This window comes from Chryseobacterium sp. SIMBA_028 (assembly GCF_046535285.1).
GTDB lineage: Bacteria > Bacteroidota > Bacteroidia > Flavobacteriales > Weeksellaceae > Chryseobacterium.
The window spans coordinates 22,202-43,460 of record NZ_JAWRWZ010000023.1; the positions used below are offsets into that span (position 1 = coordinate 22,202).

General features: G+C 35.7%; 16 protein-coding genes. 12 read left to right on the plus strand and 4 right to left on the minus strand.

Annotated features, from left to right (window positions below; all coding sequences use genetic code 11):
• The first annotated feature begins 100 nt into the window (after positions 1–100).
• From nuoF to SCA31_RS21830, 11 genes are all read left to right on the plus strand, one after another.
• Positions 101–1,459, plus strand: coding sequence for an NADH-quinone oxidoreductase subunit NuoF (nuoF, locus tag SCA31_RS21780; RefSeq protein WP_410699143.1), 1,359 nt, complete (start codon positions 101–103; stop codon positions 1,457–1,459).
• A gap of 5 nt (positions 1,460–1,464) precedes the next feature.
• Positions 1,465–2,349: a hypothetical protein gene (locus tag SCA31_RS21785; protein WP_106917369.1), complete on the plus strand. Its 885-nt coding sequence runs from the start codon at positions 1,465–1,467 to the stop codon at positions 2,347–2,349.
• Positions 2,350–2,390: 41 nt separating this feature from the next.
• Positions 2,391–3,389 carry a 2Fe-2S iron-sulfur cluster-binding protein gene (locus tag SCA31_RS21790; RefSeq protein WP_332561621.1) on the plus strand — a complete coding sequence of 333 codons (999 nt, stop codon included), beginning with the start codon at positions 2,391–2,393 and terminating at the stop codon, positions 3,387–3,389.
• 87 nt (positions 3,390–3,476) lie between these two features.
• Positions 3,477–4,541 carry an NADH-quinone oxidoreductase subunit NuoH gene (gene nuoH / locus SCA31_RS21795; RefSeq protein ID WP_410699145.1) on the plus strand — a complete coding sequence of 355 codons (1,065 nt, stop codon included), beginning with the start codon at positions 3,477–3,479 and terminating at the stop codon, positions 4,539–4,541.
• A 152-nt stretch (positions 4,542–4,693) separates the two neighbouring features.
• Complete coding sequence (locus SCA31_RS21800) at positions 4,694–5,251, plus strand: NuoI/complex I 23 kDa subunit family protein (RefSeq protein ID WP_040996950.1); 558 nt, start codon at positions 4,694–4,696, stop codon at positions 5,249–5,251.
• Complete coding sequence (locus SCA31_RS21805) at positions 5,251–5,748, plus strand: NADH-quinone oxidoreductase subunit J (RefSeq protein WP_076356193.1); 498 nt, start codon at positions 5,251–5,253, stop codon at positions 5,746–5,748. Before SCA31_RS21800 ends, SCA31_RS21805 begins: the two co-directional genes overlap by 1 nt.
• 4 nt (positions 5,749–5,752) lie before the next feature.
• The gene (gene nuoK / locus SCA31_RS21810) at positions 5,753–6,082 is read left to right on the plus strand and encodes an NADH-quinone oxidoreductase subunit NuoK (protein WP_045492868.1); all 330 of its coding nucleotides are present in this window, start codon (positions 5,753–5,755) and stop codon (positions 6,080–6,082) included.
• Positions 6,083–6,084: 2 nt separating this feature from the next.
• Positions 6,085–7,998 carry an NADH-quinone oxidoreductase subunit L gene (gene nuoL / locus SCA31_RS21815; protein ID WP_410699148.1) on the plus strand — a complete coding sequence of 638 codons (1,914 nt, stop codon included), beginning with the start codon at positions 6,085–6,087 and terminating at the stop codon, positions 7,996–7,998.
• A 2-nt stretch (positions 7,999–8,000) separates the two neighbouring features.
• Positions 8,001–9,494, plus strand: coding sequence for a complex I subunit 4 family protein (locus SCA31_RS21820; RefSeq protein ID WP_410699149.1), 1,494 nt, complete (start codon positions 8,001–8,003; stop codon positions 9,492–9,494).
• Between the two features lie 151 nt (positions 9,495–9,645).
• Entirely contained in the window at positions 9,646–11,025 is a 1,380-nt protein-coding gene (locus tag SCA31_RS21825; protein WP_410699150.1) for an NADH-quinone oxidoreductase subunit N, read from the plus strand.
• A gap of 310 nt (positions 11,026–11,335) precedes the next feature.
• Positions 11,336–13,588 carry a GAF domain-containing protein gene (locus SCA31_RS21830; RefSeq protein WP_410699151.1) on the plus strand — a complete coding sequence of 751 codons (2,253 nt, stop codon included), beginning with the start codon at positions 11,336–11,338 and terminating at the stop codon, positions 13,586–13,588.
• Here SCA31_RS21830 and SCA31_RS21835 read toward each other — a convergent pair.
• Together SCA31_RS21835 and SCA31_RS21840 are read right to left on the minus strand one after the other, a co-directional pair.
• On the minus strand, positions 13,573–14,496 hold the full coding sequence (locus SCA31_RS21835) for a bestrophin family protein (protein ID WP_410699152.1): 924 nt from the start codon (positions 14,494–14,496) through the stop codon (positions 13,573–13,575). The two genes, SCA31_RS21830 and SCA31_RS21835, sit on opposite strands and share 16 nt — an antisense overlap.
• A 17-nt stretch (positions 14,497–14,513) precedes the next feature.
• Complete coding sequence (locus tag SCA31_RS21840; RefSeq protein WP_410699154.1) at positions 14,514–15,677, minus strand: Pycsar system effector family protein; 1,164 nt, start codon at positions 15,675–15,677, stop codon at positions 14,514–14,516.
• Between the two features lie 26 nt (positions 15,678–15,703).
• Here SCA31_RS21840 and SCA31_RS21845 point away from each other — a divergent pair, with 26 nt between their 5' ends.
• A complete protein-coding gene (locus SCA31_RS21845) occupies positions 15,704–19,420 on the plus strand; it encodes a metallophosphoesterase (protein WP_410699155.1) in 3,717 nt (1,238 codons plus the stop codon).
• Between the two features lie 72 nt (positions 19,421–19,492).
• On the opposite strand, the gene SCA31_RS21850 is transcribed toward SCA31_RS21845, so the two are convergent.
• Both SCA31_RS21850 and SCA31_RS21855 read right to left on the minus strand, forming a co-directional pair.
• Positions 19,493–20,245, minus strand: a complete 753-nt coding sequence (locus SCA31_RS21850) for a hypothetical protein (protein ID WP_410699157.1) — start codon at positions 20,243–20,245, stop codon at positions 19,493–19,495.
• 113 nt (positions 20,246–20,358) lie between these two features.
• Positions 20,359–21,132, minus strand: coding sequence for a hypothetical protein (locus SCA31_RS21855; RefSeq protein ID WP_410699159.1), 774 nt, complete (start codon positions 21,130–21,132; stop codon positions 20,359–20,361).
• Between the last annotated feature and the right edge of the window lie 127 nt (positions 21,133–21,259).

Genomic DNA, 21,259 nt, shown 5'->3' on the forward strand with positions numbered 1-21,259 from the left:
AGATTTTAAATCCTGCATTTTGGATTTCAGGTCAGTTAATTTTTAAAATAAATACAAAAAAGCTAAAGCGATAAGCCGATAGCTAAAAGCATAATAAACAATGAGTAAAAAACTTTTACTTAAAGACGCACATATAGAAGGTATCCGCTACTTTGATACTTACCGTAAACAGGGAGGGTATACTGCAGCTGAGAAAGCCTTGAAGATGACTCCTGACGAAATTCTTGAAGAAGTAAAAGCTTCAGGACTAAGAGGACGTGGTGGAGCAGGATTCCCAACAGGGATGAAATGGAGCTTTTTGGCAAAACCTGAGGGCGTTCCAAGACACCTTGTTGTCAATGCGGATGAATCTGAGCCCGGAACATTCAAGGATAGATATCTGATGGAGTTCCTTCCTCACCTATTGATCGAGGGAATGTTGATTTCATCATTCTGTTTGGGTTCAAATGTTTCTTATATCTACATCCGTGGAGAATACTCTTGGATTCCGGACATCCTTGAAGAAGCTATTGAAGAAGCCAAAGCAGCTGGATTTTTAGGTAAAAACATCCTGGGAACAGGTTTCGATTGTGAAATTTATGTTCAAAGAGGGGGTGGAGCATACATCTGCGGTGAAGAAACTGCATTGCTAGAATCCCTTGAAGGAAAAAGAGGTAACCCAAGATTAAAACCACCATTCCCGGCTGTAAAAGGACTTTGGGAAAGACCAACGGTAGTAAATAATGTTGAATCTATTGCAGCAATTGTTCCAATTATGGATATAACAGGAGCTGAGTATGCTAAAATCGGAGTTGGAAGATCTACAGGAACGAAATTGATTTCTGCTTGTGGAAACATCAACAAACCGGGGGTGTATGAAATTGACATGACGATTACCGTAGAAGAATTCATCTACTCTGATGAATATTGTGGGGGTATTAAAGATGGAAAAAAATTAAAGGCTTGTATTCCTGGAGGAAGTTCCGTTCCTATTGTTCCAGCTAATCTATTGCTGAGAACGGTAAACGGAGAGCCAAGATATATGAACTATGAATCATTGGCAGATGGTGGTTTTGCTACCGGAACCATGATGGGATCAGGAGGTTTCATCGTTTTGGATGAGGACCAGTGTATCGTAGAACACACCATGACCTTGGCGAGATTTTATCACCATGAAAGTTGTGGACAGTGTACACCTTGCCGTGAAGGAACGGGATGGATGCATAAGATCCTAAAGAAAATAGAGAAAGGAGAAGGAAAGATGGAAGATATCGATCTACTTTGGGATATCCAGAGAAAAATCGAAGGAAATACCATTTGTCCATTGGGTGATGCAGCAGCTTGGCCGGTTGCAGCAGCAATTCGTCACTTCAGAGATGAATTTGAGTGGCACGTTAAAAACCCTGAGTTATCTCAGACTCAAAATTATGGATTGGCACATTATGCAGATCCTATTCCGGCTGTTGAAAAAAATGCTTAGTTAAAATGAAGAAGTTATTAGTTGTTGGTTTAATGATGTCGGGACTTGCTTTTGGGCAGGTTAAAAAAGATACATTAGAGAAAGAATATAAACTGGAGGTAGCTTCTACTGATAAAGTAGAGAAAAAACAGAAGCCTAATCCATTAAGTAAGAAAGGTCAGGTTTTCGTTTTTTATGGCTGGAACAGAGCTGCTTATAGTAATTCTGACATCCATTTCACTGGAAACGGGTACGATTTTCAATTGAATAATGTAACAGCACAAGACAGACCTACAAAATTTGGAATCGTTTATTTTGATCCAAGTTGGTTTACCGTAACGCAGTATAATTTCAGAATAGGATATTTTATTAAAGATAATTTAGCCCTTGTTTTAGGGATTGATCACATGAAATATGTGATGGATCAAAATCAAACCGTTAACTTTAAAGGACATATTTCAGATCCTGAATATGCCGCAATGGTACAAAACGGGCAGGTAAACCTGGCAGATGAGAAGTTCCTTACTTTTGAACATACAGATGGATTAAATTATGAAAATTTAGGTCTTGAGAAATACAAAAACCTTATTCATAAGAAAAATATAGATTTAGTATGGTCCTATGGAGCCGGAATCGGATTTATGTTTCCGAAAAGTAATGTAAAACTTTTTGGTAATGAAAGAAGTGACCGTTTTCACGTGGCAGGGATGGGAACTGATATCAGATCCAGTCTTAACTTAGTTTTCTGGAAAAACTGGATGCTTAGAGTAGAAGGAAAAGCCGGTTATATTAATATGTGGGATATTAAAACTACATTAAATAACAAACCTGATAAAGCACGCCAGGATTTTGTTTTCGGACAAGTTCTAGCAGGAATTGGATATACATTTAATACAAAGAAATATAAATAACAAAGCCTATTGCTTAACGCATAAAGCTTAAAGCATATCATATGAGCGAAGAAGTTAAAAAATTCAAAATAACTATAGACGGACAGACTACCGAAGTGATGCCTGGTACTTCCATTTTGGAAGCTGCAAGACAAATCGGTGGTAAATCTGTACCTCCTGCTATGTGCTACTACAGCAAGTTAGAAACCAGTGGAGGGAGATGTAGAACTTGTCTTGTAGAAGTTTCTAAAGGATCTGAAGCAGACCCGCGTCCTATGCCAAAATTGGTAGCAAGTTGCAGAACGAATGTAATGGACGGTATGGAAGTTAAAAACCTTACTTCTGAGAAAGCTCAGGAAGGAAGAAAAGCGGTTACCGAATTCTTATTGGTAAATCACCCGCTAGACTGCCCGGTTTGTGACCAGGCTGGTGAATGCCACCTTCAGGATCTTGGATATGAGCATGGAAATCTTGAGACAAGAACAGAATTCGAAAGAAATACTTACGAAGCTGATGATCTTGGACCGAACATCAAATTGAACATGAACCGTTGTATTCTTTGTGCAAGATGTGTATTGACTGCAAACCAGCTTACAGAAACAAGAGAACACGGTATTCTTTTCAGAGGAGATCACGCTGAAATTTCAACCTATTTAAATAAAGCTTTAGACAATGACTTCATCGGAAACATTATCGACGTTTGTCCTGTAGGAGCATTAACAGACAGAACATCTCGTTTTGCAAGCAGAGTATGGTTTACAAAACCAATGAATGCTACTTGTAAATGTGATAAATGTTCAGGAAAAGCGGTAGTTTGGATGAAAGGTGATGAAATTGTAAGAGTAACTGCAAGAAAAGACCAATGGGGTGAAGTTGAAGAATTCATCTGTGATACATGCCGTTTCGAAAGAAAAGCATTATCAGACTGGAACATCGAAGGTCCTAGACATATCGACAGACACTCTGTAATTTCATTGAACCACTACGAAAAACCTAAGGATGAGCTAAGAGTTTTAGACAATCCTATGGCTAAAGAAATCAGTGAAAAAGACGAAAAATAATTTTAATTAAAAGACATCAGATTTCAGACATTAGATCCCAGACTTTCTAATTTCTAACTTCTAATATCTAACATCTATAACAAAAAAATGGATTTACTTACATTTAAACTTATACTTGTATTAGCACTTTTCTTGCTATCGTTAACGATTGCAGCCTACTCTACCTGGGCAGAAAGAAAAGTAGCTTCAATCATGCAGGATAGAATTGGTCCTAACAGAGCCGGACCTTTCGGACTATTACAGCCTCTTGCTGATGGTGGAAAGTTTTTCTTTAAAGAAGACTTTACCCCTGCCAATGCAGAAAAATTCCTTTTCGTATTAGGACCTGCCTTGGTAATGTTTATTTCATTGATTACGGGAGCTGTTATTCCTTGGGGTAAAAGTTTAAATATTGCAGGTACTTCTTTTGATCTTCAGGTTGCTAACATTGATGTTGGTGTACTTTTCATCATCGGAATGGCTTCAATTGGGGTTTACGGAATCATGATTGGAGGTTGGGCCTCAAACAACAAATATTCATTATTAGGTGCTATCCGTGCTTCTTCTCAGATGATTTCTTATGAATTGGCAATGGGACTAGCACTTCTTTCTATCATTATGATGTCTGGAAGTTTAGACTTAAAAGAAATTACTGAAAGCCAGACTACCGGAAAATTATGGGGAATTATTCCTTGGGGTTCTGGTATGAACTGGAATATTTTCTACCAGCCAATAGCATTCCTTGTTTTCTTTGTAGCAGCTCTGGCAGAAACAAACAGACACCCTTTCGATTTACCTGAGTGTGAATCTGAATTGGTAACAGGATACTCTACAGAATACTCTTCCATGAAATTAGGTTTATATATGTTCGGAGAATATGTGAACATGTTTATCTCTAATGCATTCATGGTGGTTCTTTTCTTCGGAGGGTACAATTATCCTGGTATAGAATGGGTAACTCAGAACTGGGGAGAAAATACTGCAGGTATTTTGAGTGTGGTTGCATTCTTAACAAAGACAGTAATCGGAATTTTGATCTTTATGTGGATCAGATGGACGCTTCCAAGATTCAGATATGATCAGTTAATGCACTTAGGATGGAAAACATTGATTCCTATGGCATTGGTAAATCTATTGGTTACAGGAGCTGTAATTTTAGCGTTTGCAAACTAAGAAAATTTGAAAATGAGCTGATTTGAAAATTTGATAATGAAATCAAAACTTTATCTTTAGCCTATCATATTCAATCATCAATATTAAATAATTAAGATAACAGACAGGATTAGTCTAAAATCTAACGTCTAACATCTAATATCTATAATTAAATGAAACTTACAAACAGATCAAAAGTTGTTTCCAATAAAGAAATGACCCTTGCTGAAAAAATCTATCTTCCTGCTATTTTTACAGGGATGGGGATTACATTTAAGCATGCTGTAAGAACCGTGATAAAGGGTGCTCCCGCAGTATATTCGTATCCGGAAGTACAGAAGCCAAGAACTACCATCTGGAGAGGTCAGCACGTTTTGAAAAGAGACGAGGAAGGCAGAGAAAGATGTACAGCTTGTGGACTTTGTGCGGTAGCTTGTCCTGCAGAAGCCATTACGATGACTGCTGCTGAAAGAACCAAAGAGGAAAAAGGTCTTTACAGAGAAGAAAAGTATGCCTCAGTATATGAAATCAATATGCTAAGATGTATTTTCTGCGGAATGTGTGAAGAAGCTTGTCCTAAATCTGCCATCTATCTTACAGACAGATTGGTAGACGTAGAAACCAACAGAGGTTCTTTCATCTATGGAAAAGATAAATTAGTTGAAAAAATAAATGAAAGGATTGACATCACGACAAGACAATCCGAGAAACAAAAAAATGCGGTAAAATAATGGATCAGTTTTTATTTTTCTTGGTGGCGTTTTTAGCAGTGGCTAGTGCAATTTATTTTGTATTTGCAAGAAATCCTCTCTATGCTATTTTGTCATTAATTGTAACGATGTTTTCAATTGCCGGAATGTACATTCTTTTGAATGCGCAGTTCCTTGCAATCATCCAGATTATAGTGTACGCAGGTGCCATCATGGTACTTTTCCTTTACATCTTAATGATGCTTAACCTTAATAAGGGAGACGAAAGTAAAAAGAACAATACTTTAAAGTTTGTTGGGGTTTTTACTGCAGGTCTTCTTTTACTAGGAGTCTTAGGAGTATTCAGAGGAGTACAAGACAACCACATTGTGGTGGAGAATGTAGACAGAGGTGTAGGTCTTACTAAAAATCTGGGTAGACTTTTGTTTAATGAATATGTTTTACCGTTTGAGCTTGCTTCCATCCTAATTTTGGCAGGTATTGTAGGCGCGGTATTAATCGGTAAAAAAGATTTATAAAATTATGGGAGAAGTAAATACTTTTATACAAAGCATCCCTTTGAACTACTTTATCATTCTTTGCTCAGTATTATTCTGTCTGGGAGTGATGGGCGTATTGCTTAGAAAAAATGCTATTGTGATTCTGGGCTGTGTAGAGCTTATGTTGAATTCTGTAAACCTTTTGTTGGCAGCATTTTCAGCATATAAAGGAAACGGCGACGGACAACTTTTAGTTTTCTTCATTATGGTAGTGGCTGCTGCTGAAGTAGCAGTAGGTTTGGCAATTATTGCTATGCTTTATAGAAATACCCGTTCTGTAGATGTAAGTATATTTAATAAATTAAGAGGATAAGAATGGAGAATTTAGTATATGCAATAGTACTTTTACCACTTTTAGGGTTTCTTATTAACGGTTTATTCGGGAAAAATCTTCCAAAAATATTGGTAGGTTCTTTGGCAACGGCAGCAGTATTCGGATCTTTCTGTATCGCTGTAAGTCTTTTCATGAATTTTAATTCTGAAAGCCAGCCTGTAATCGTAAAAGCTTTTGAATGGTTTAGAGTAAATGGAATACAAATTAATTTTGGATTCCAGATTGATCAGCTTTCTTTAATGATGGTGATGATCATTACGGGTATCGGTTCACTGATCCACTTATACTCTATCGGATATATGAGCCATGACAAAGGATTCTATAAGTTTTTTACTTACCTGAATCTTTTCATCTTCTCAATGTTACTTTTAGTAATGGGAAGCAACTACCTTATCTTATTCATCGGATGGGAAGGAGTAGGTCTTTGTTCTTACCTATTGATCGGATTCTGGTATACCAACGAAGAATATGGTAAAGCAGCAAGAAAAGCTTTCATCATGAACAGAATTGGTGACCTTGCATTATTGATCGGTATCTTTATGATTGCTGCTCAAACCAATGCTGTAGATTACCTTTCAGTAGCTGAAAATGCTTCAAAATTTGAATTAGACGGAACAGTGATTATCTTTATCACAGCGAGTTTATTCATCGGTGCTACCGGTAAATCCGCTCAGGTTCCATTATATACATGGCTACCGGATGCGATGGCAGGACCAACTCCTGTATCAGCATTAATTCACGCGGCAACAATGGTAACTGCCGGGATCTATTTGGTAGTAAGATCAAACTTCTTATTTACTTTAGCTCCAACAGTACAGGGAGGAATTCTATTAATTGGATTCTTAACGGCAGCTTTAGCAGGATTCTATGCACTTCGTCAAAACGACATCAAAAAAGTATTGGCATACTCTACCGTTTCACAACTTGGGTTTATGTTCATTGCTTTAGGTCTTGGAGCGTATACAACAGCTATGTTCCACGTAATGACACACGCATTCTTCAAGGCTTTATTATTCTTGGGTGCAGGTTCAGTAATCCATGCGATGAGCAACGAGCAGGATATGCGTTTCATGGGAGGTCTTAAAAAATATATTCCTCTTACCCACGCTACATTCCTTATCGGAACATTGGCTATCTCAGGTTTCCCTTTACTTTCAGGGATGATCTCTAAAGACGAAATTTTAGTAGCAGCTTTCGCTAAAAACCCTGTTTATTGGGTGATTTTATTTGTTTTAGCGGCAATGACTGCAACGTATATGTTCAGACTGTACTATTTGACATTCCACGGAGAATTCAGAGGTACTGAAGAACAAAAACACCACTTACATGAAAGTCCGTTGAATATGACATTACCATTGATCGTATTGGCTATCCTTTCTGTAATTGGAGGTTTCATTAACTTGCCACACTTCATCGGTCACGGTCATTATGCCAAACTGATGGAATGGCTAAAGCCTGTTCTTACGGAACAAAGCTACAGCCAGATGGAAGCTACTCTTTCAGGAGTACCTTTCAATACTGAAATGATCTTATTAGCTGCAACAATCCTGATGTTCTTCTCTGTTTGGTTTATCGTTAGAAATACCTATGTGAAGAAGAAAAAAATGGCTATTGCAGAAGAAAGCTATACCGGATGGGAAAAGCTTTCTGCTAAGAAATTATACGTTGACGAACTTTACAACGCATTGATTGTAAAAACTGTTGAAGGATTAGGACGCGGAGGAAAAATGTTTGATAAGGGTATCTTAGACCGTTTTGTAAACTTTGTAGGTGATGGTGCTGAAGACAGCGGAAAAGCTATGAAGCGTGTACAGAACGGAAATGTAGAGACATATATCCTTATCATGTCTTTAGCGGTGGGAATTATATTAATTGTTAACTTTTTATTACAATAATAATGTCTTGTTTATTATTAACATTATTACTTTTACCTCTAGTAGGTTCGGGATTAGTTTTTGCATGGAAGAGTAATTCCAGCAAATATTTGGCACTAGGAATTTCATTAGTCCAAATGCTCCTTACATTCTATATACTATCGGATTTTGATTTTACTCCGACGGTAGACAGTGTATTGCAGCATGAGATTAATTATCCCTGGTCACAATTTATGAAGAGTTCTCTTCACTTCGGTATCGATGGGATGAGCATGCTTCTGTTATTGCTGACTAATATTTTAGTGCCAATCATCATTTTATCTTCTTTCAACGAAAGTGTAAACTACAGAAATACATTCTACGGCTTGATTCTGTTGATGCAGTTTGGTCTTGTTGGAGTATTTACTTCTTTAGACGGATTGTTATTCTACATTTTCTGGGAAGTAACATTGATTCCAATTTGGTTTATTGCCGGACTTTGGGGACAAGAAAATAAAAGGTTTGAATTCACTACGAAGTTCTTCGTATATACATTCGTTGGATCTTTATTTATGTTAGCAGGATTGATCTATGTGTACAACCACTCTGCATCATTCGCTTTAACGGATCTATACAATGCACAACTGAACGAAACACAGCAGACGGTGGTATTCTGGTTTATTTTCTTTGCTTTTGCAGTGAAATTACCGGTATTCCCTTTCCATACCTGGCAGCCTGATACCTATACCTACTCTCCTACTCAAGGATCGATGTTGTTGTCCGGTATTATGCTTAAGATGGCGGTTTATGGTCTAATGCGTTATTTACTTCCAATTACTCCACTTCCTATTGCAGGAATTTCAGGACAGATTGTAATCATCCTTGCTATTGTAGGAATTGTTCACGGAGCATTGATTGCCATTATCCAGACAGACATGAAGAGAATCATTGCGTATTCATCTTTCTCTCACGTAGGATTGATGGTAGCAGGGATCTTCGCTTCTGCAGTAGTTACTTTAAGAGGAACTTTCAATGTGGAAGGTGCTGAAGGAGCTTTGGTACAGACTTTTGCTCATGGTATCAACGTAGTAGGATTATTCTACTGTTGTGATATTTTATACAAGAGATTTAAATCAAGAGACATCAGACAAATGGGTGGTTTAGCGAAAGTTGCTCCTAAGTTTGCTGTATTGTTCTTGATCATTATATTAGGTTCAATGGGAGTTCCATTAACCAATGGATTTATTGGGGAATTCATTCTATTGAAATCAGTGTATGATTTTAACGGAACAGCAGCTGTAATTGCTGGTCTTACGGTAATTCTTTGTGCGGTGTACTTATTGAGATTCTACGGAAAAGCAATGTTTGGAGAAGGAAATGCAGAAGTTTTAAGTACAGCAAAAGATTTATCAGGTGTAGAATTTTCTGTTTTGGCAAGTTTAGCGGTTTTTGTGATCTTACTTGGTATTTTCCCACAACCGGTAATCGACATGGTGAGTAGTTCAGTGAAGTTTATCTACACGGCGATGGCCAGCTAAAAATTAAAAGATTTAAAAATTAAAAAATTAAGAGGTTAGAGAAGAGTAAAAGATAAAAGGCAAAGAAATTAAAGACAGGAAATTAAACCTGAAACTTTAAACTCTGAACCTAAAACTTTAAACTTCAAATCTCACATCTCAAATCTATATTATGAGTGTTTTAATTATTGTTTTCCTAACGGCAGTTATTGCGTTATTTTCAGGAGTTTTTGAACAAGGAAAATTCGCAAGATACATTGGGATTTTGGGACTAATCATTGCATTGTATGTAAGCTTTATGCCTGAATGTTCGTTCTTCGATCAATACAAGCATATGTATGAATACAGTGCCAATACGGCATTATTCACTAAAATATCAATTGTAACAACATTATTGTTATTCTTCCTGGGAGGTTTTGCATTCAGCAACCACAGAAGCCACCAGTCAGAATTATATGCATTGATGCTATTTGCATTAATTGGAGGGATTGTTCTTTTCGGATTCCAGAACTTGGTAACAATGTTCTTAGGTGTTGAGATCCTTTCTATCCCATTATATGTAATGGCCGGTGCCAACAAAACTGATTTAAGATCAAACGAAGCTTCAATCAAGTATTTCTTAATGGGTGCATTTGCGACAGGTTTCTTACTTTTCGGTATTGCGTTCATTTATGGAAGTGCTGGAAGCTTTGATCTCTATAAAATTCATGACTTTGGAGTGGCAAATGCTACCAATGTAATGTTTATTCTAGGTGTATTATTAATTCTTTGTGCATTAGCATTCAAAGTAGCACTAGCACCTTTCCACATGTGGAGTCCTGATGTATATGCAGGTTCTCCATCATTAATCACAGCTTTTATGGCAAGTGTAGTAAAGATCTCAGGATTCTTTGCTTTATTCAGATTAATGACCATTGGATTTACAGGAGTTACCCACGAATGGATTAATGTTTTAGGAGTATTCTTAATCATTACATTACTTTTAGCAAACGTTATGGGTCTTGCTCAGACAAATGCAAAAAGAATGTTAGCTTACTCTTCAGTTTCTCATGCAGGATATATCGGATTGGTATTCTTCGGAATGACTAGCCTTTCTACTTATAATCTTGCCTTTTATTTATTTGCGTACGCCTTATCCACAGTAGGGGTTTTCATGTGCTTAATCTGGGTAGAGAAATTAAAGAGAGAAACATCTTTCGGAGCTTTCAAAGGATTGGCTAAAACTGAACCTTTATTGGCTACAGCAGCTGCAATCTCTATGCTTTCAATGGCAGGAGTTCCGTTAACAGCTGGTTTCATGGGAAAATTTGCTTTATTCTCCCAAGCAATGAACGGAGCCGCATTTTTAGTATTGGTAGCAGTATTAGGTTCTGCCCTATCTATCGCTTACTATTTAAGACTAATCATTGCGATGTTCTTCTTTAAGGAGTCTACATTCAAATCTTCAGAAAAAGTAACCATTACTTACAATATTGTTGCAGTAGTTGTAATCGTAACGATTATCGCACTGGGAGTTTTCCCGGATCTATTTGCAGGGATATTCGGATTATAAAAAGTTATCCACACTATATTAAAAACCTTTCAGTTGATCTGAAAGGTTTTTTTTTTGATATCCTTATTAATAAAAAAGAAAGTAATAAATAGAGAAAAAATAGCAAACAATAAATAATGATATACATATTTCAAAAAACATATAAAAACTTGAAATAAAATAACCTTCCAATACCAATTCATCTGGTAAAAGACTACATTTGGAAATGATGTTTTTTTCATAACTTTACTCTAAATTTCAGCAGTTGGCCAATCTTTACAAAAAAGACTCTCCCTTTCAGGTTTATATATCATTCAAAAAATATTTGGATGTGTTGGAGCATATCCGTTACAATGACCGACTGGAATATAGGGTCAATTATGCTGAATCCTTAATTGACAGAACAAAGAATTTCACGGAGTTGAAAGATGGTTTTCAGGACATCAGTCTTTTAGAAAAAAATGAAGACCTCATCAGATTACTTCTTGCTGACCTCTTTCCTACCGGACTTACCAACAATGAAATAAAAGCCGCAAGTATTCCTCTATCTAATATCACTTTTAATTACACCGAAAGATTTAAAGGAATTCTTAAAGATGCCGGAAAAGACTTTGAGATAGAGCTCAGGAATATTAATGACAATGAGTTTTATGTATTCTGCTGCTGTCTGATTCTTCAGACCTATTTCAAAAAAGATATTAAAAGTACCATCCCTTTCTATTATGATATCCCCAATAAACAGGGAATCATGAAGCACTATAAGATTACTGTAAATTCAGATTTTACTGAAATTTATCCTACAGAGGAAGCAAAAATTCCTTCCGATGATATTCTGGATATGCTTTTAGAAAATTTGGATGATTTTAAACTGTGGAAAAAATATTTTCCCTCACAATCTTGGGTACTGAAAGGGTTTACCATTATTTCACTTGTAGATTGTACCTCTGAGGTAGCATTGTCTGATCTGAAATCAAGCATGATTGAAATTGATCCCGAAGATTTAAATCCTAATGAAAATCTCACTGAAATCTTCAAGTCTTATTTTGATGTAGCAGACCTCAACTTCGGACTGATGACTTTCAATAAGAAAGAACAAAAACTGGATAAACTTCCTATTTATGAAAGCCTGCTAACCAATCATATCCTTGATTTCTGGATCAATACTTTTGATGAAGAAACCAGAATAAATACGTTCAATAATTTAAGTCATAATTCAAAACCCATTGTTGTTTCCAATGTGAACAATTTGGATGAAAATATCAGGCAGCTTCCTTCGTTTAATATTTTAAAGGATAATAATGTTAACAGCTTCATGGTAATTCCTATCATGAAAGACAATGATCTGCTTGCAATCATGGAGTTTACATCTTCCATCGCTGGTAGTTTCAATGGTTTAAAACTTAAAAAAATGGAGTTTTTTTCAGATATGATCCTCTTCTCTCTGAACAGGTTCTATTTTGAGAAAAATTACCAGATAGAAGCTATCATCCAGCGTGAGTATACCTCTATCCACGATAGTGTGGTATGGAAGTTCCGGAATGAAGCTGAAAAATATTTTACAGCATCACTAGGGAAAAAAATATATACTTTAAAGCAAATCTCCTTTAAAAATCTAACTCCTTTATTTGGAGTATCTGATATTCGTTCTTCTTCTGAAAAACGCTTTAACTTAATGCTTCAGGATATCAACCAACAAATTGAGTGGTTAATTGATATTTTAGCATTAACAAATTCTGATTCAGAAAAATTCACATTAGCTCTTGATGTTTTTGAGAATGAGCTGAACAATGAGATCAAAGCGGATACAGAACAACGTTTTCAGAGATTATTGAGAGAAGAAATTCATCCCTTTCTGCAGGGAAAACTGGAGGTAAGATCATCCCGAGAAGTAAAGGCAAAGATTAAGGACTATTTTTTACAAGTACGCCCACAAACGGATCTGTTCTATAATCATAGAAAAAAACTGGATGATTCTATAATGCTTCTCAACAGAAAGTTCGCGGATATGCTGGATGAAAACCAAATTAAAGCCCAGCAGATTTTTCCCCATTACTATGAAAGATTCAAGTCTGATGGTGTAGAGCATAATCTCTACATCGGCCATAATATTGCACCAGAACTGCAATATACTTCAAAAGTGGTACATAAATTAAGGTACTGGCAGCTGAAAACCATCTGTAAAATGGAACTGGAGTTCCAGACTTTTAAAAAGGATCTTCCTATTTCATTAGATATTGCATCTCTTATCTTTGTATATAACGAAAAGATAGATATCCGGTTCAGAATGGATGAAAAACGCTTTGATGTAGACGGCGCCTACAATTCTTATTATGAAATTATAAAAAAACGTCTGGATAAAGCCCATGTAAAGGATTCTTCAGAACGAATCACTGCTCCCGGGAAGATCACGATCGTCTACTTCGGAATGGAAAACCAGAAAGAGTACCTGGAATACATCTCGAAACTACAAAAGAAAAGTATTCTACAACATAATGTAGAGTTCCTAAAGGTGGAAGACCTTCAGGGGATTACGGGGTTGTTGGCGTTGAGAGTTTCAATCTGCCAGGATCAATTTATAAAATAAGAATCGGGCTTTTTCAACTCTCCTTGTGGGATTTCAGCCTGTTCAAAAATAGAGAACTCGATGGTACGACAAATACTATTCAGGGCAAGATCATTTTCTTCTTCCCCAAAAGGTTCCCCAATTTCCTGAATAATGGCATCCAGAGCAATAAAGGTATAGCTTATCAGTAAAACAATTAAAGGCATCATCCAGCCCAATGAATCTACCAGTCCGAAAGGAAGCCAAAAGCAGTATAAATAAACCGTGCGGTGCAGCAAAATACTATAGGCAAATGGTAATGGTGTGTTATAGATCCTCTCGCAGCCTCCGGAAATATTGGAAAATTGGTTCAGCTGATGATCCATAGAAGTCATGACAATGGTATCTATATTTCCTTTTTTATTCTGCTCATTTAACCAATCGGCAATGAATCCCAAGATAATACTTGGAATAAACTTTTTATTCTTCAACTGATCTATTTGTTCCGGAGATAATAGTCTTGATAAATGCTCTGTTCCGGATTTATCTCTCAATTGATAATTCAAGGACCAGCAAAAAGCTGAGATCATCTTAATGATCTTTTGTTTTTCTTCCTTAGCTTCTGGATCAGAATCATTGACCAGTGATAAAATCTGTCTTGTAAGTGATCTTGTTTCAATCACCAGAAGCCCCCAAAGTTTTCTTCCTTCCCAAAACCTATCATAGCTAGCTGAGTTGCAAAATCCCATGAAAATAGCCAGTGCCAGTCCAATTAATGTAAAGATGGTAGGATTAAGATGTACTTTATAATCAAAGATTTTCCCTTTGAAATAATAGATTGCCAGAGAAAACAGACTAATGATAATAAGCTGAACTCCTATTTTCTTCAACACAGAACCTCTCCATATAAATAACATTTTCAGCCAATTTGTACGCTGTCTGACAATCATTGTGTTTTATTTTTTTATTAAAGACTAAGGAAAGCAAATCCAAATGATAATACCGAAATAATAATTCCGGCCATAAAGATTTTATAGGTAATGGATAAAAGTTTATACTTTCTGTCGAGAACCTTTCCCAGATAATACAAATCTTTCACCATGGAATCATAAATATAATCCCTATCCTTGATCAGGTCTTTCATTGCATTATGATAGTCATCAAAAAGCATTTGTTGAAAGTTTCCGAAGAACAGTAGATTCACTTTCCTGTTGGTAACGTCCTGAGTAGTAAATGTTGTCTTGGTTACGTTTGGCTTTGTGGACAAGATAGCAAATATGATGGTAAGGACACTGGATAGCAATAGGATAAAACTTGGAAGAATCAAATGTGAATTTTTCGGAGCATCCAATTTTGGAACCAGTACAGAAAGACAGACTGAAATAATGATCGCATTTACAGATAAAAGAATATTGGCTTTACTGTCTGCAATATCACTCAGCCTCGTATGGTTGTTAAGGGTCACCCTAAATAAGGTATCTACACTTCTGTCTGATTTCTCTTTTTCTTTCTTTCCTTCAGAGTTATCTTTTTTCTCCTCTTCCTTTACAAGCTTCTTTTCAATTTTTTTGATATTTTTCTTTTTTAAAGGCTCCCAGTTTTCCTTGGCATAGTCTGTGTAAAAGGTGTGCTTATTTTTCAGCATATCAAGATTTCCGGCATTCCACTCATCATTAGAAAAACATCTTACATTGGTAAGCTCCCACTCCTTTCTTAAAGCATCAGAAATATCATTATAATCATGACCTGCAAAATGACTGAAATCAGCATCTTTTACAATTTTTTCCAATAATCCCTGAGGTTCATAAGTAATCTTAGTCGCTAAAATCAGTTTTTCTACTTCTGCGATATAGTTTTCCGGATAATTTTCCTGATGTAGAAAGTTTTTCATAATCTCTACACTTCTTTCTTCATGATTCATGGCACATTCTATATAGCCAGTGTCATGAAACCAAAGGGCCACGAGTACTTTTTCCTGATCTTCTTCAGAAACAGGAGTATTTTTCATGATTTCCTCTGCCTTGTTAACAGTATAGGCAGTATGGATAAAATTATGATAAAAATATACCGAAGATAACTTATCTTTGAATAAGATTTCAACATAATTTTTAGCTTTGTGTAGAATGCTCATTCCTGAATTTTTGTTAATGTAAATTTATGAATTTATCCTTTAAAACTCATCTAAAAAATACTTCTATTGTTTTACGAACAGTAATGTCCGCCGGAGCGTTATATTCCTGCGCAACATATAACGTACAAAAAGGCAAAAACTTATTTGAAGTAAAAGATTCTGATATAAAATCTGAAAATGACTTTAAGGTTTTCCTCATTGGAGATACCGGAAATGCTGATGAACCTCAGGCTCAAAAGACACTCAATCTACTTAAAGGTAAACTGGACTCAGCAGATAAAAACTCTATGTTGATCTTTCTGGGAGACAATATCTACCCCAACGGAATGCCCAAGGAAACGGATAAAGATTATGATTTAGCAAAACAAAAACTGGAAAATCAGCTTACCATCACTAAAAATTTTAAGGGAAAAACATTAGTAATCCCAGGAAATCATGACTGGTATAACGGATTGGACGGATTGAAAGCCCAGGAAGCTTTTGTAAAAAAGTATTTTGATGATAAAAAACCTTTCCTCCCTAAAAATGGCTGTCCAATTGATGATATCAATATATCCAATGATATTAAATTAATTGCTATTGATACAGAATGGGTTATTGCCAACTGGGATAATTACCCAGGAATCAATAAAAACTGTACTATCAAGACCCGTGAAGATTTCTTTACAGAATTTAAGGATCTGATCATTAAAAATCAAGGTAAAAGAATTATTGTAGCGCTGCATCACCCTGTTATAAGCAGTGGAACTCATGCAGGCTTTAATTCAGCTAAATCCCATTTATTTCCTTTTAAAAGTAAAGTTCCTGTACCTGTTATAACCAGTGTTATCAATGTACTCCGAAGCTCTTCCGGAATAAGTCCGGCAGACCTCAACAACCAGCATTATGCAGATCTTGCCAACCGACTAAAAAGTCTTGTACAGGATAAGGAAAATATTATTTTCGTTTCCGGACATGATCACAATCTGCAATATCATGAAGATGGTAACATTAGACAGATCATTAGTGGTGCAGGCTCAAAGGTAGATCCATCTACCATAACTGAGCATACTGATTTTTCTTATGGAGGCAACGGTTTTGCTGTTTTAAATATCAGAAAAGACCAAAGTACGGACGTCGAATATTTCTCTACACAAAATGATCAGCTAAAAAAATTAACCCAAATCTCGGTAGTTTCTAAGCCGGATGTATTTGTGAATAATTTCCCCAATACATTTCCATCTACTTTCTCTTCCAGCATTTACCCTGTACAGCTTACCCAAAAGGGGAAGTTTTACCGATGGTTGTGGGGAGAGCATTACAGAAAATATTATGGAATTCCGATTGAGGCCCCAACAGCCAATCTTTCCGAGTTAAATGGTGGATTTATTCCATTTAGGGAAGGTGGTGGAAATCAGTCTAATAGTTTAAGATTAAAAGCTAAGGATGGACAGGAATTTGTAATGCGGGGTGTGAAAAAAAGTGCTGTCCGCTTTCTCAATAATATGGCTTTTACAAAGAGTACTTTTGGTGAAGAGCTTACAGATACTTTTCCGGAGAAATTCTTATTGGACTTCTATACCACAAATCATCCATTCACCCCATTTTCTGTAGGAAATATGGCTGAAAAGCTTAATATTTTACACAGTAATCCAAAATTATATTATATCCCTAAACAACAAGGCTTAGATAAATACAACCTCAACTACGGTGATGAAATGTATATGATTGAAGAACGTTTTTCTTCGGATCCGAAAACATTGACTTATTTTAATAATGCAAAGGATATTCTTTCTACAGATGATGTGTTAAAAAACCTCAGCAAAAGTTCTAAATATTCTGTGGACAGAGAATCTTATATAAGAGCTAGACTTTTTGATATGCTTATTGGTGACTGGGACAGACATTCTGATCAATGGAAATGGGCAGAATATGAAGATGGAGACAAAATCATTTACAAACCTATTCCAAAAGACAGGGATCAGGCTTTCAGTAAATATGACGGAGCAGCATTCAAACTTATCATGAATGTTCCTGCTATCCGCCATATGAAAACATTTACAGAAGATATCAGTAGTGTAAAATGGGTCAACATGGAACCTTACCCAATGGATCTCGTCTTTTTAAAAGGATCAACACAGGAAGAATGGGAAATGCAGGCAAAATACATTCAGGAACATTTAACGGATGCAGATATTGATGATGCCTTCCACAATATTCCAAAGGAAGTACAAGATGATACCATTGCTGATATTGAAAGAAAACTGAAGATACGAAAGACTAAACTGCAAGGCTACGCATCTGAATACTATAATATACTGCAGGAAAAAGTGTCTTTAGCAGGCACTGTAAATCCTGACAAGTTTGTTATTACCAAAAAAGGACATACTGTACAGGTACAGCAATATGAATTAGGCAAAAACAAGGATAAAAATAAACTGGTTTTTGAAAAGACCTATCATGATTCCAAAACAAAGGAGCTTTGGATTTATGGTTTGGAAGATGATGATATCTATGAAGTAGTGGGAACCGGAAGCCCTCGAATGAATATCAGGCTGATTGGCGGCTACAATCATGATGTATACAAGGTAGAAGATGGAAGAAAAGTAAAGATCTATGATTTCCTATCTCAAAAGAATACCTACCAATCTGCTAATGCAACAAAAAATATTTCTGACGATTACGAAATAAATACCTATAATTATAAACATCCTAAGTACAACTCTGTAGCAGGCTATCCCAATGCGGATTATAACCCGGATGATGGAGTCATCATAGGAATACTGGCCAACTATACCGTAAATAATTTCCTCCGGGATCCTTTTACCCAAAAGCATAGTTTAAAGGCTAATTTTTATACTGCTACTGCGGGATTCAGCCTTACTTATAAAGGAGTTTTCAAGAAAGCTATTTCAGGATGGGATTTCAATCTGGATGCATCTTATACTACTCCAAGGTTTTCCCAGAATTTCTTTGGTCTTTCCAATGAAAGTCCCTATGATAAAGAAGATACAGAAAGAGAATACAATAGAGCAAGAATCTCTAAGTTTAGTGTAGCCCCCTCAATTATCAAGAAAAACTGGATGAACTTCAGCCACCAGATCCAACTTACTTTTGAAGATAATAAAGTACAAAGAAAGGACGGCCGCTTTATCAACCAATCTCCGGATGTACGACCGGAAGTCTTCAATAGTCAGCAGTTTTTGGGAGCCAATTATACATTCAGCTATAAAAATGCAGATAATGTAGCCTTTCCTACTCTTGGAATGGAATTCATGTTAAATGCCGACTGGAAAGCTACTTTCTCTAATTTCAACAAAAATTTCCTGACTGTAAAGGGAAAGCTGGCCATTGACCACAGAATTGATAAAAAAGGAATCTTTGTGTTTGCCAACTCCAGCAATGCCATGTGGATCAATAATCATAATTTTGAATTCTATCAGGCTGCAGCTATTGGTGGTAATAATGGTATGAGAGCATTCAGAAATGAAAGATTCTCCGGAAGATCATACTTTATCAACAACTCTGAAATACGATGGGATTTTGGAAGAATCAGAAACAATATTGTTCCTGCAAACATGGGAATCCTTGTAGGTTATGATGTTGGCCGTGTCTGGAATGATAATGAATACTCAAGAAAATGGCATCAATCAGTGGGAGCCGGAGTTTGGCTGAGCATTGTAGAAATGATGTCTGCAAGATTAAACTATTTTTATGGAGCAGATGGCGGAAGGGTTTCTGCAGGAATAGGCATGAAGTTCTAAGAATTTTAAATAAGATTATCTCTCTTAATGATAAACACAAAATCCACAGATAGTTTCTGTGGATTTTTTATTTTATAATGGATGGTATAGTAGAACCTGCCCTTTTGAGTCATATTTATACACACAATTATAAATCTTTGTTGAAACATCCTGATTAGTAAAACTGATGTAGGAAATTTCAACCTTTCTGAAATTATTGGTAGATAAGCTTTTAGCAAACCAACTATCGTTAACTAATCCTAATTTTTTAAAAGGATTTTTAGCCTTATCAAAATCTGAATAAATAATGGTGTTTAACCCTAAATTCGCACCGCCTATTCTTTCCAATTTTTCTTGCTTAACAAGATTATTGTCATTATTAAAATAGTAAGTTATAATAGCATCTTGATTCCCTCCTTTTTCTTCATATACACTTATTATACCTTTTTCATAAGTATATGATCTTGTTTTACCAAGTACAGAAACGAAATTATAAAATTCTGATTTTACGAGTTTGTTATTTTCTATTGTATGAATCGTATAAGCATTAGTACTATTATTAACAGCATCAAATACTTTTACTTGATTGTCTTGATAAGATAAAGAAATAGAATTTGTTGGCAAAGATTTCTCATTCAGACCAAAAACAGTTTTCAAGTTACCATTTTCATAGGTAAATTGATAATGACCATTATTAACAGACGTACTACTTGAATATGGAGTATCTATATAAAATTCATAGGATTTATCTGGTTGCAAATCCCGGGTATCTTCTATCGCTTCATCATTGCTACTGCTGCAAGAAAGCATGCATATCCCCAGTAGAATGTAAAATATTTTTTTCATAATTAATTAGTAATGGCGACAAAAGTAAGAATATAAATGAAATAAGGCTAACTTTCATGGTTTGATAAAAACAAAGAATCCACAGATATTTTCTGTGGATTCTTTTATAAGTTTTACAATGGATAGTACAATAGCACCTGACCTTTTGAATCGTATTTATAAGTCAACTCCTGAATTGTTGTTGATGGAGGCATTGCTACATTTCCATTAGCTGGATGGGCAAATTGTTCTACAGTGACTTCCTTCTTTCTAAAATTATTGGCAGAAAGGCTTTTTTCATAGAGATCATCACTCACTAATCCCATTTTTTTGAAAGGATTCTGGGCGTTATCAAAATCTGAATAAATAGTTGTAGAAAGCTCTACATCTGTTCCCTGTGATTTACGTAAAAGCTCACTCTTAATAAGATTTTTAGTTACCGGATTAAAATAGTACGTCACAAAATAATCAGAAAGGCTATTTGTTGGTTTCAAATATATTTTGATCTTATCATTCTCATATGTATAAGTTTTGGTCCCTTGTACATAATCCTGAATATATAACACTTCCTTTATTGGTCTGTTATTTTGCAATGTATAGACATTGGTTAAATCAGAATCAAACGAATAACTTATTTTGGCTTCATTGCCTTGATAAGTTAAATAGGTATATGCATCTGAAGAAAAAATTTTACCCTTAAGCCATCCTGATATTTTTATCAAATTACCATTCTCATAATTAAATCTATAATACCAATCAGCATTCAGGTTATTCGTTGGCCTGTCAACATAATGTATATATGCTTTATCTGGTTGTAAATCTTGTATCGAGGTTTCCTCAACTGTATCCTCATTGCTGTTGCAAGAAAGCATGCATATCCCCAATAGAACGTAAAATATCTTTTTCATGGTTAATTAGTAATGGCAGCAAATATAATAATATATCAATAAAACAGGAAGTGTAAATCGTCAGCAAAAAGTGTACTGATTTAGGCTTTCACTTAAGGAGTGTTTCATAAGAGATTAATTTTTAAAT

Coding starts and splice junctions, on each gene's coding strand:
- nuoF (WP_410699143.1), top strand. CDS start 101: ATGAGTAAAAAACTTTTACTTAAAGACGCACATATAGAAGGTATCCGC.
- SCA31_RS21785 (WP_106917369.1), top strand. CDS start 1,465: ATGAAGAAGTTATTAGTTGTTGGTTTAATGATGTCGGGACTTGCTTTT.
- SCA31_RS21790 (WP_332561621.1), top strand. CDS start 2,391: ATGAGCGAAGAAGTTAAAAAATTCAAAATAACTATAGACGGACAGACT.
- nuoH (WP_410699145.1), top strand. CDS start 3,477: ATGGATTTACTTACATTTAAACTTATACTTGTATTAGCACTTTTCTTG.
- SCA31_RS21800 (WP_040996950.1), top strand. CDS start 4,694: ATGAAACTTACAAACAGATCAAAAGTTGTTTCCAATAAAGAAATGACC.
- SCA31_RS21805 (WP_076356193.1), top strand. CDS start 5,251: ATGGATCAGTTTTTATTTTTCTTGGTGGCGTTTTTAGCAGTGGCTAGT.
- nuoK (WP_045492868.1), top strand. CDS start 5,753: ATGGGAGAAGTAAATACTTTTATACAAAGCATCCCTTTGAACTACTTT.
- nuoL (WP_410699148.1), top strand. CDS start 6,085: ATGGAGAATTTAGTATATGCAATAGTACTTTTACCACTTTTAGGGTTT.
- SCA31_RS21820 (WP_410699149.1), top strand. CDS start 8,001: ATGTCTTGTTTATTATTAACATTATTACTTTTACCTCTAGTAGGTTCG.
- SCA31_RS21825 (WP_410699150.1), top strand. CDS start 9,646: ATGAGTGTTTTAATTATTGTTTTCCTAACGGCAGTTATTGCGTTATTT.
- SCA31_RS21835 (WP_410699152.1), bottom strand. CDS start 14,496: ATGATTGTCAGACAGCGTACAAATTGGCTGAAAATGTTATTTATATGG.
- SCA31_RS21840 (WP_410699154.1), bottom strand. CDS start 15,677: ATGAGCATTCTACACAAAGCTAAAAATTATGTTGAAATCTTATTCAAA.
- SCA31_RS21845 (WP_410699155.1), top strand. CDS start 15,704: ATGAATTTATCCTTTAAAACTCATCTAAAAAATACTTCTATTGTTTTA.
- SCA31_RS21850 (WP_410699157.1), bottom strand. CDS start 20,245: ATGAAAAAAATATTTTACATTCTACTGGGGATATGCATGCTTTCTTGC.
- SCA31_RS21855 (WP_410699159.1), bottom strand. CDS start 21,132: ATGAAAAAGATATTTTACGTTCTATTGGGGATATGCATGCTTTCTTGC.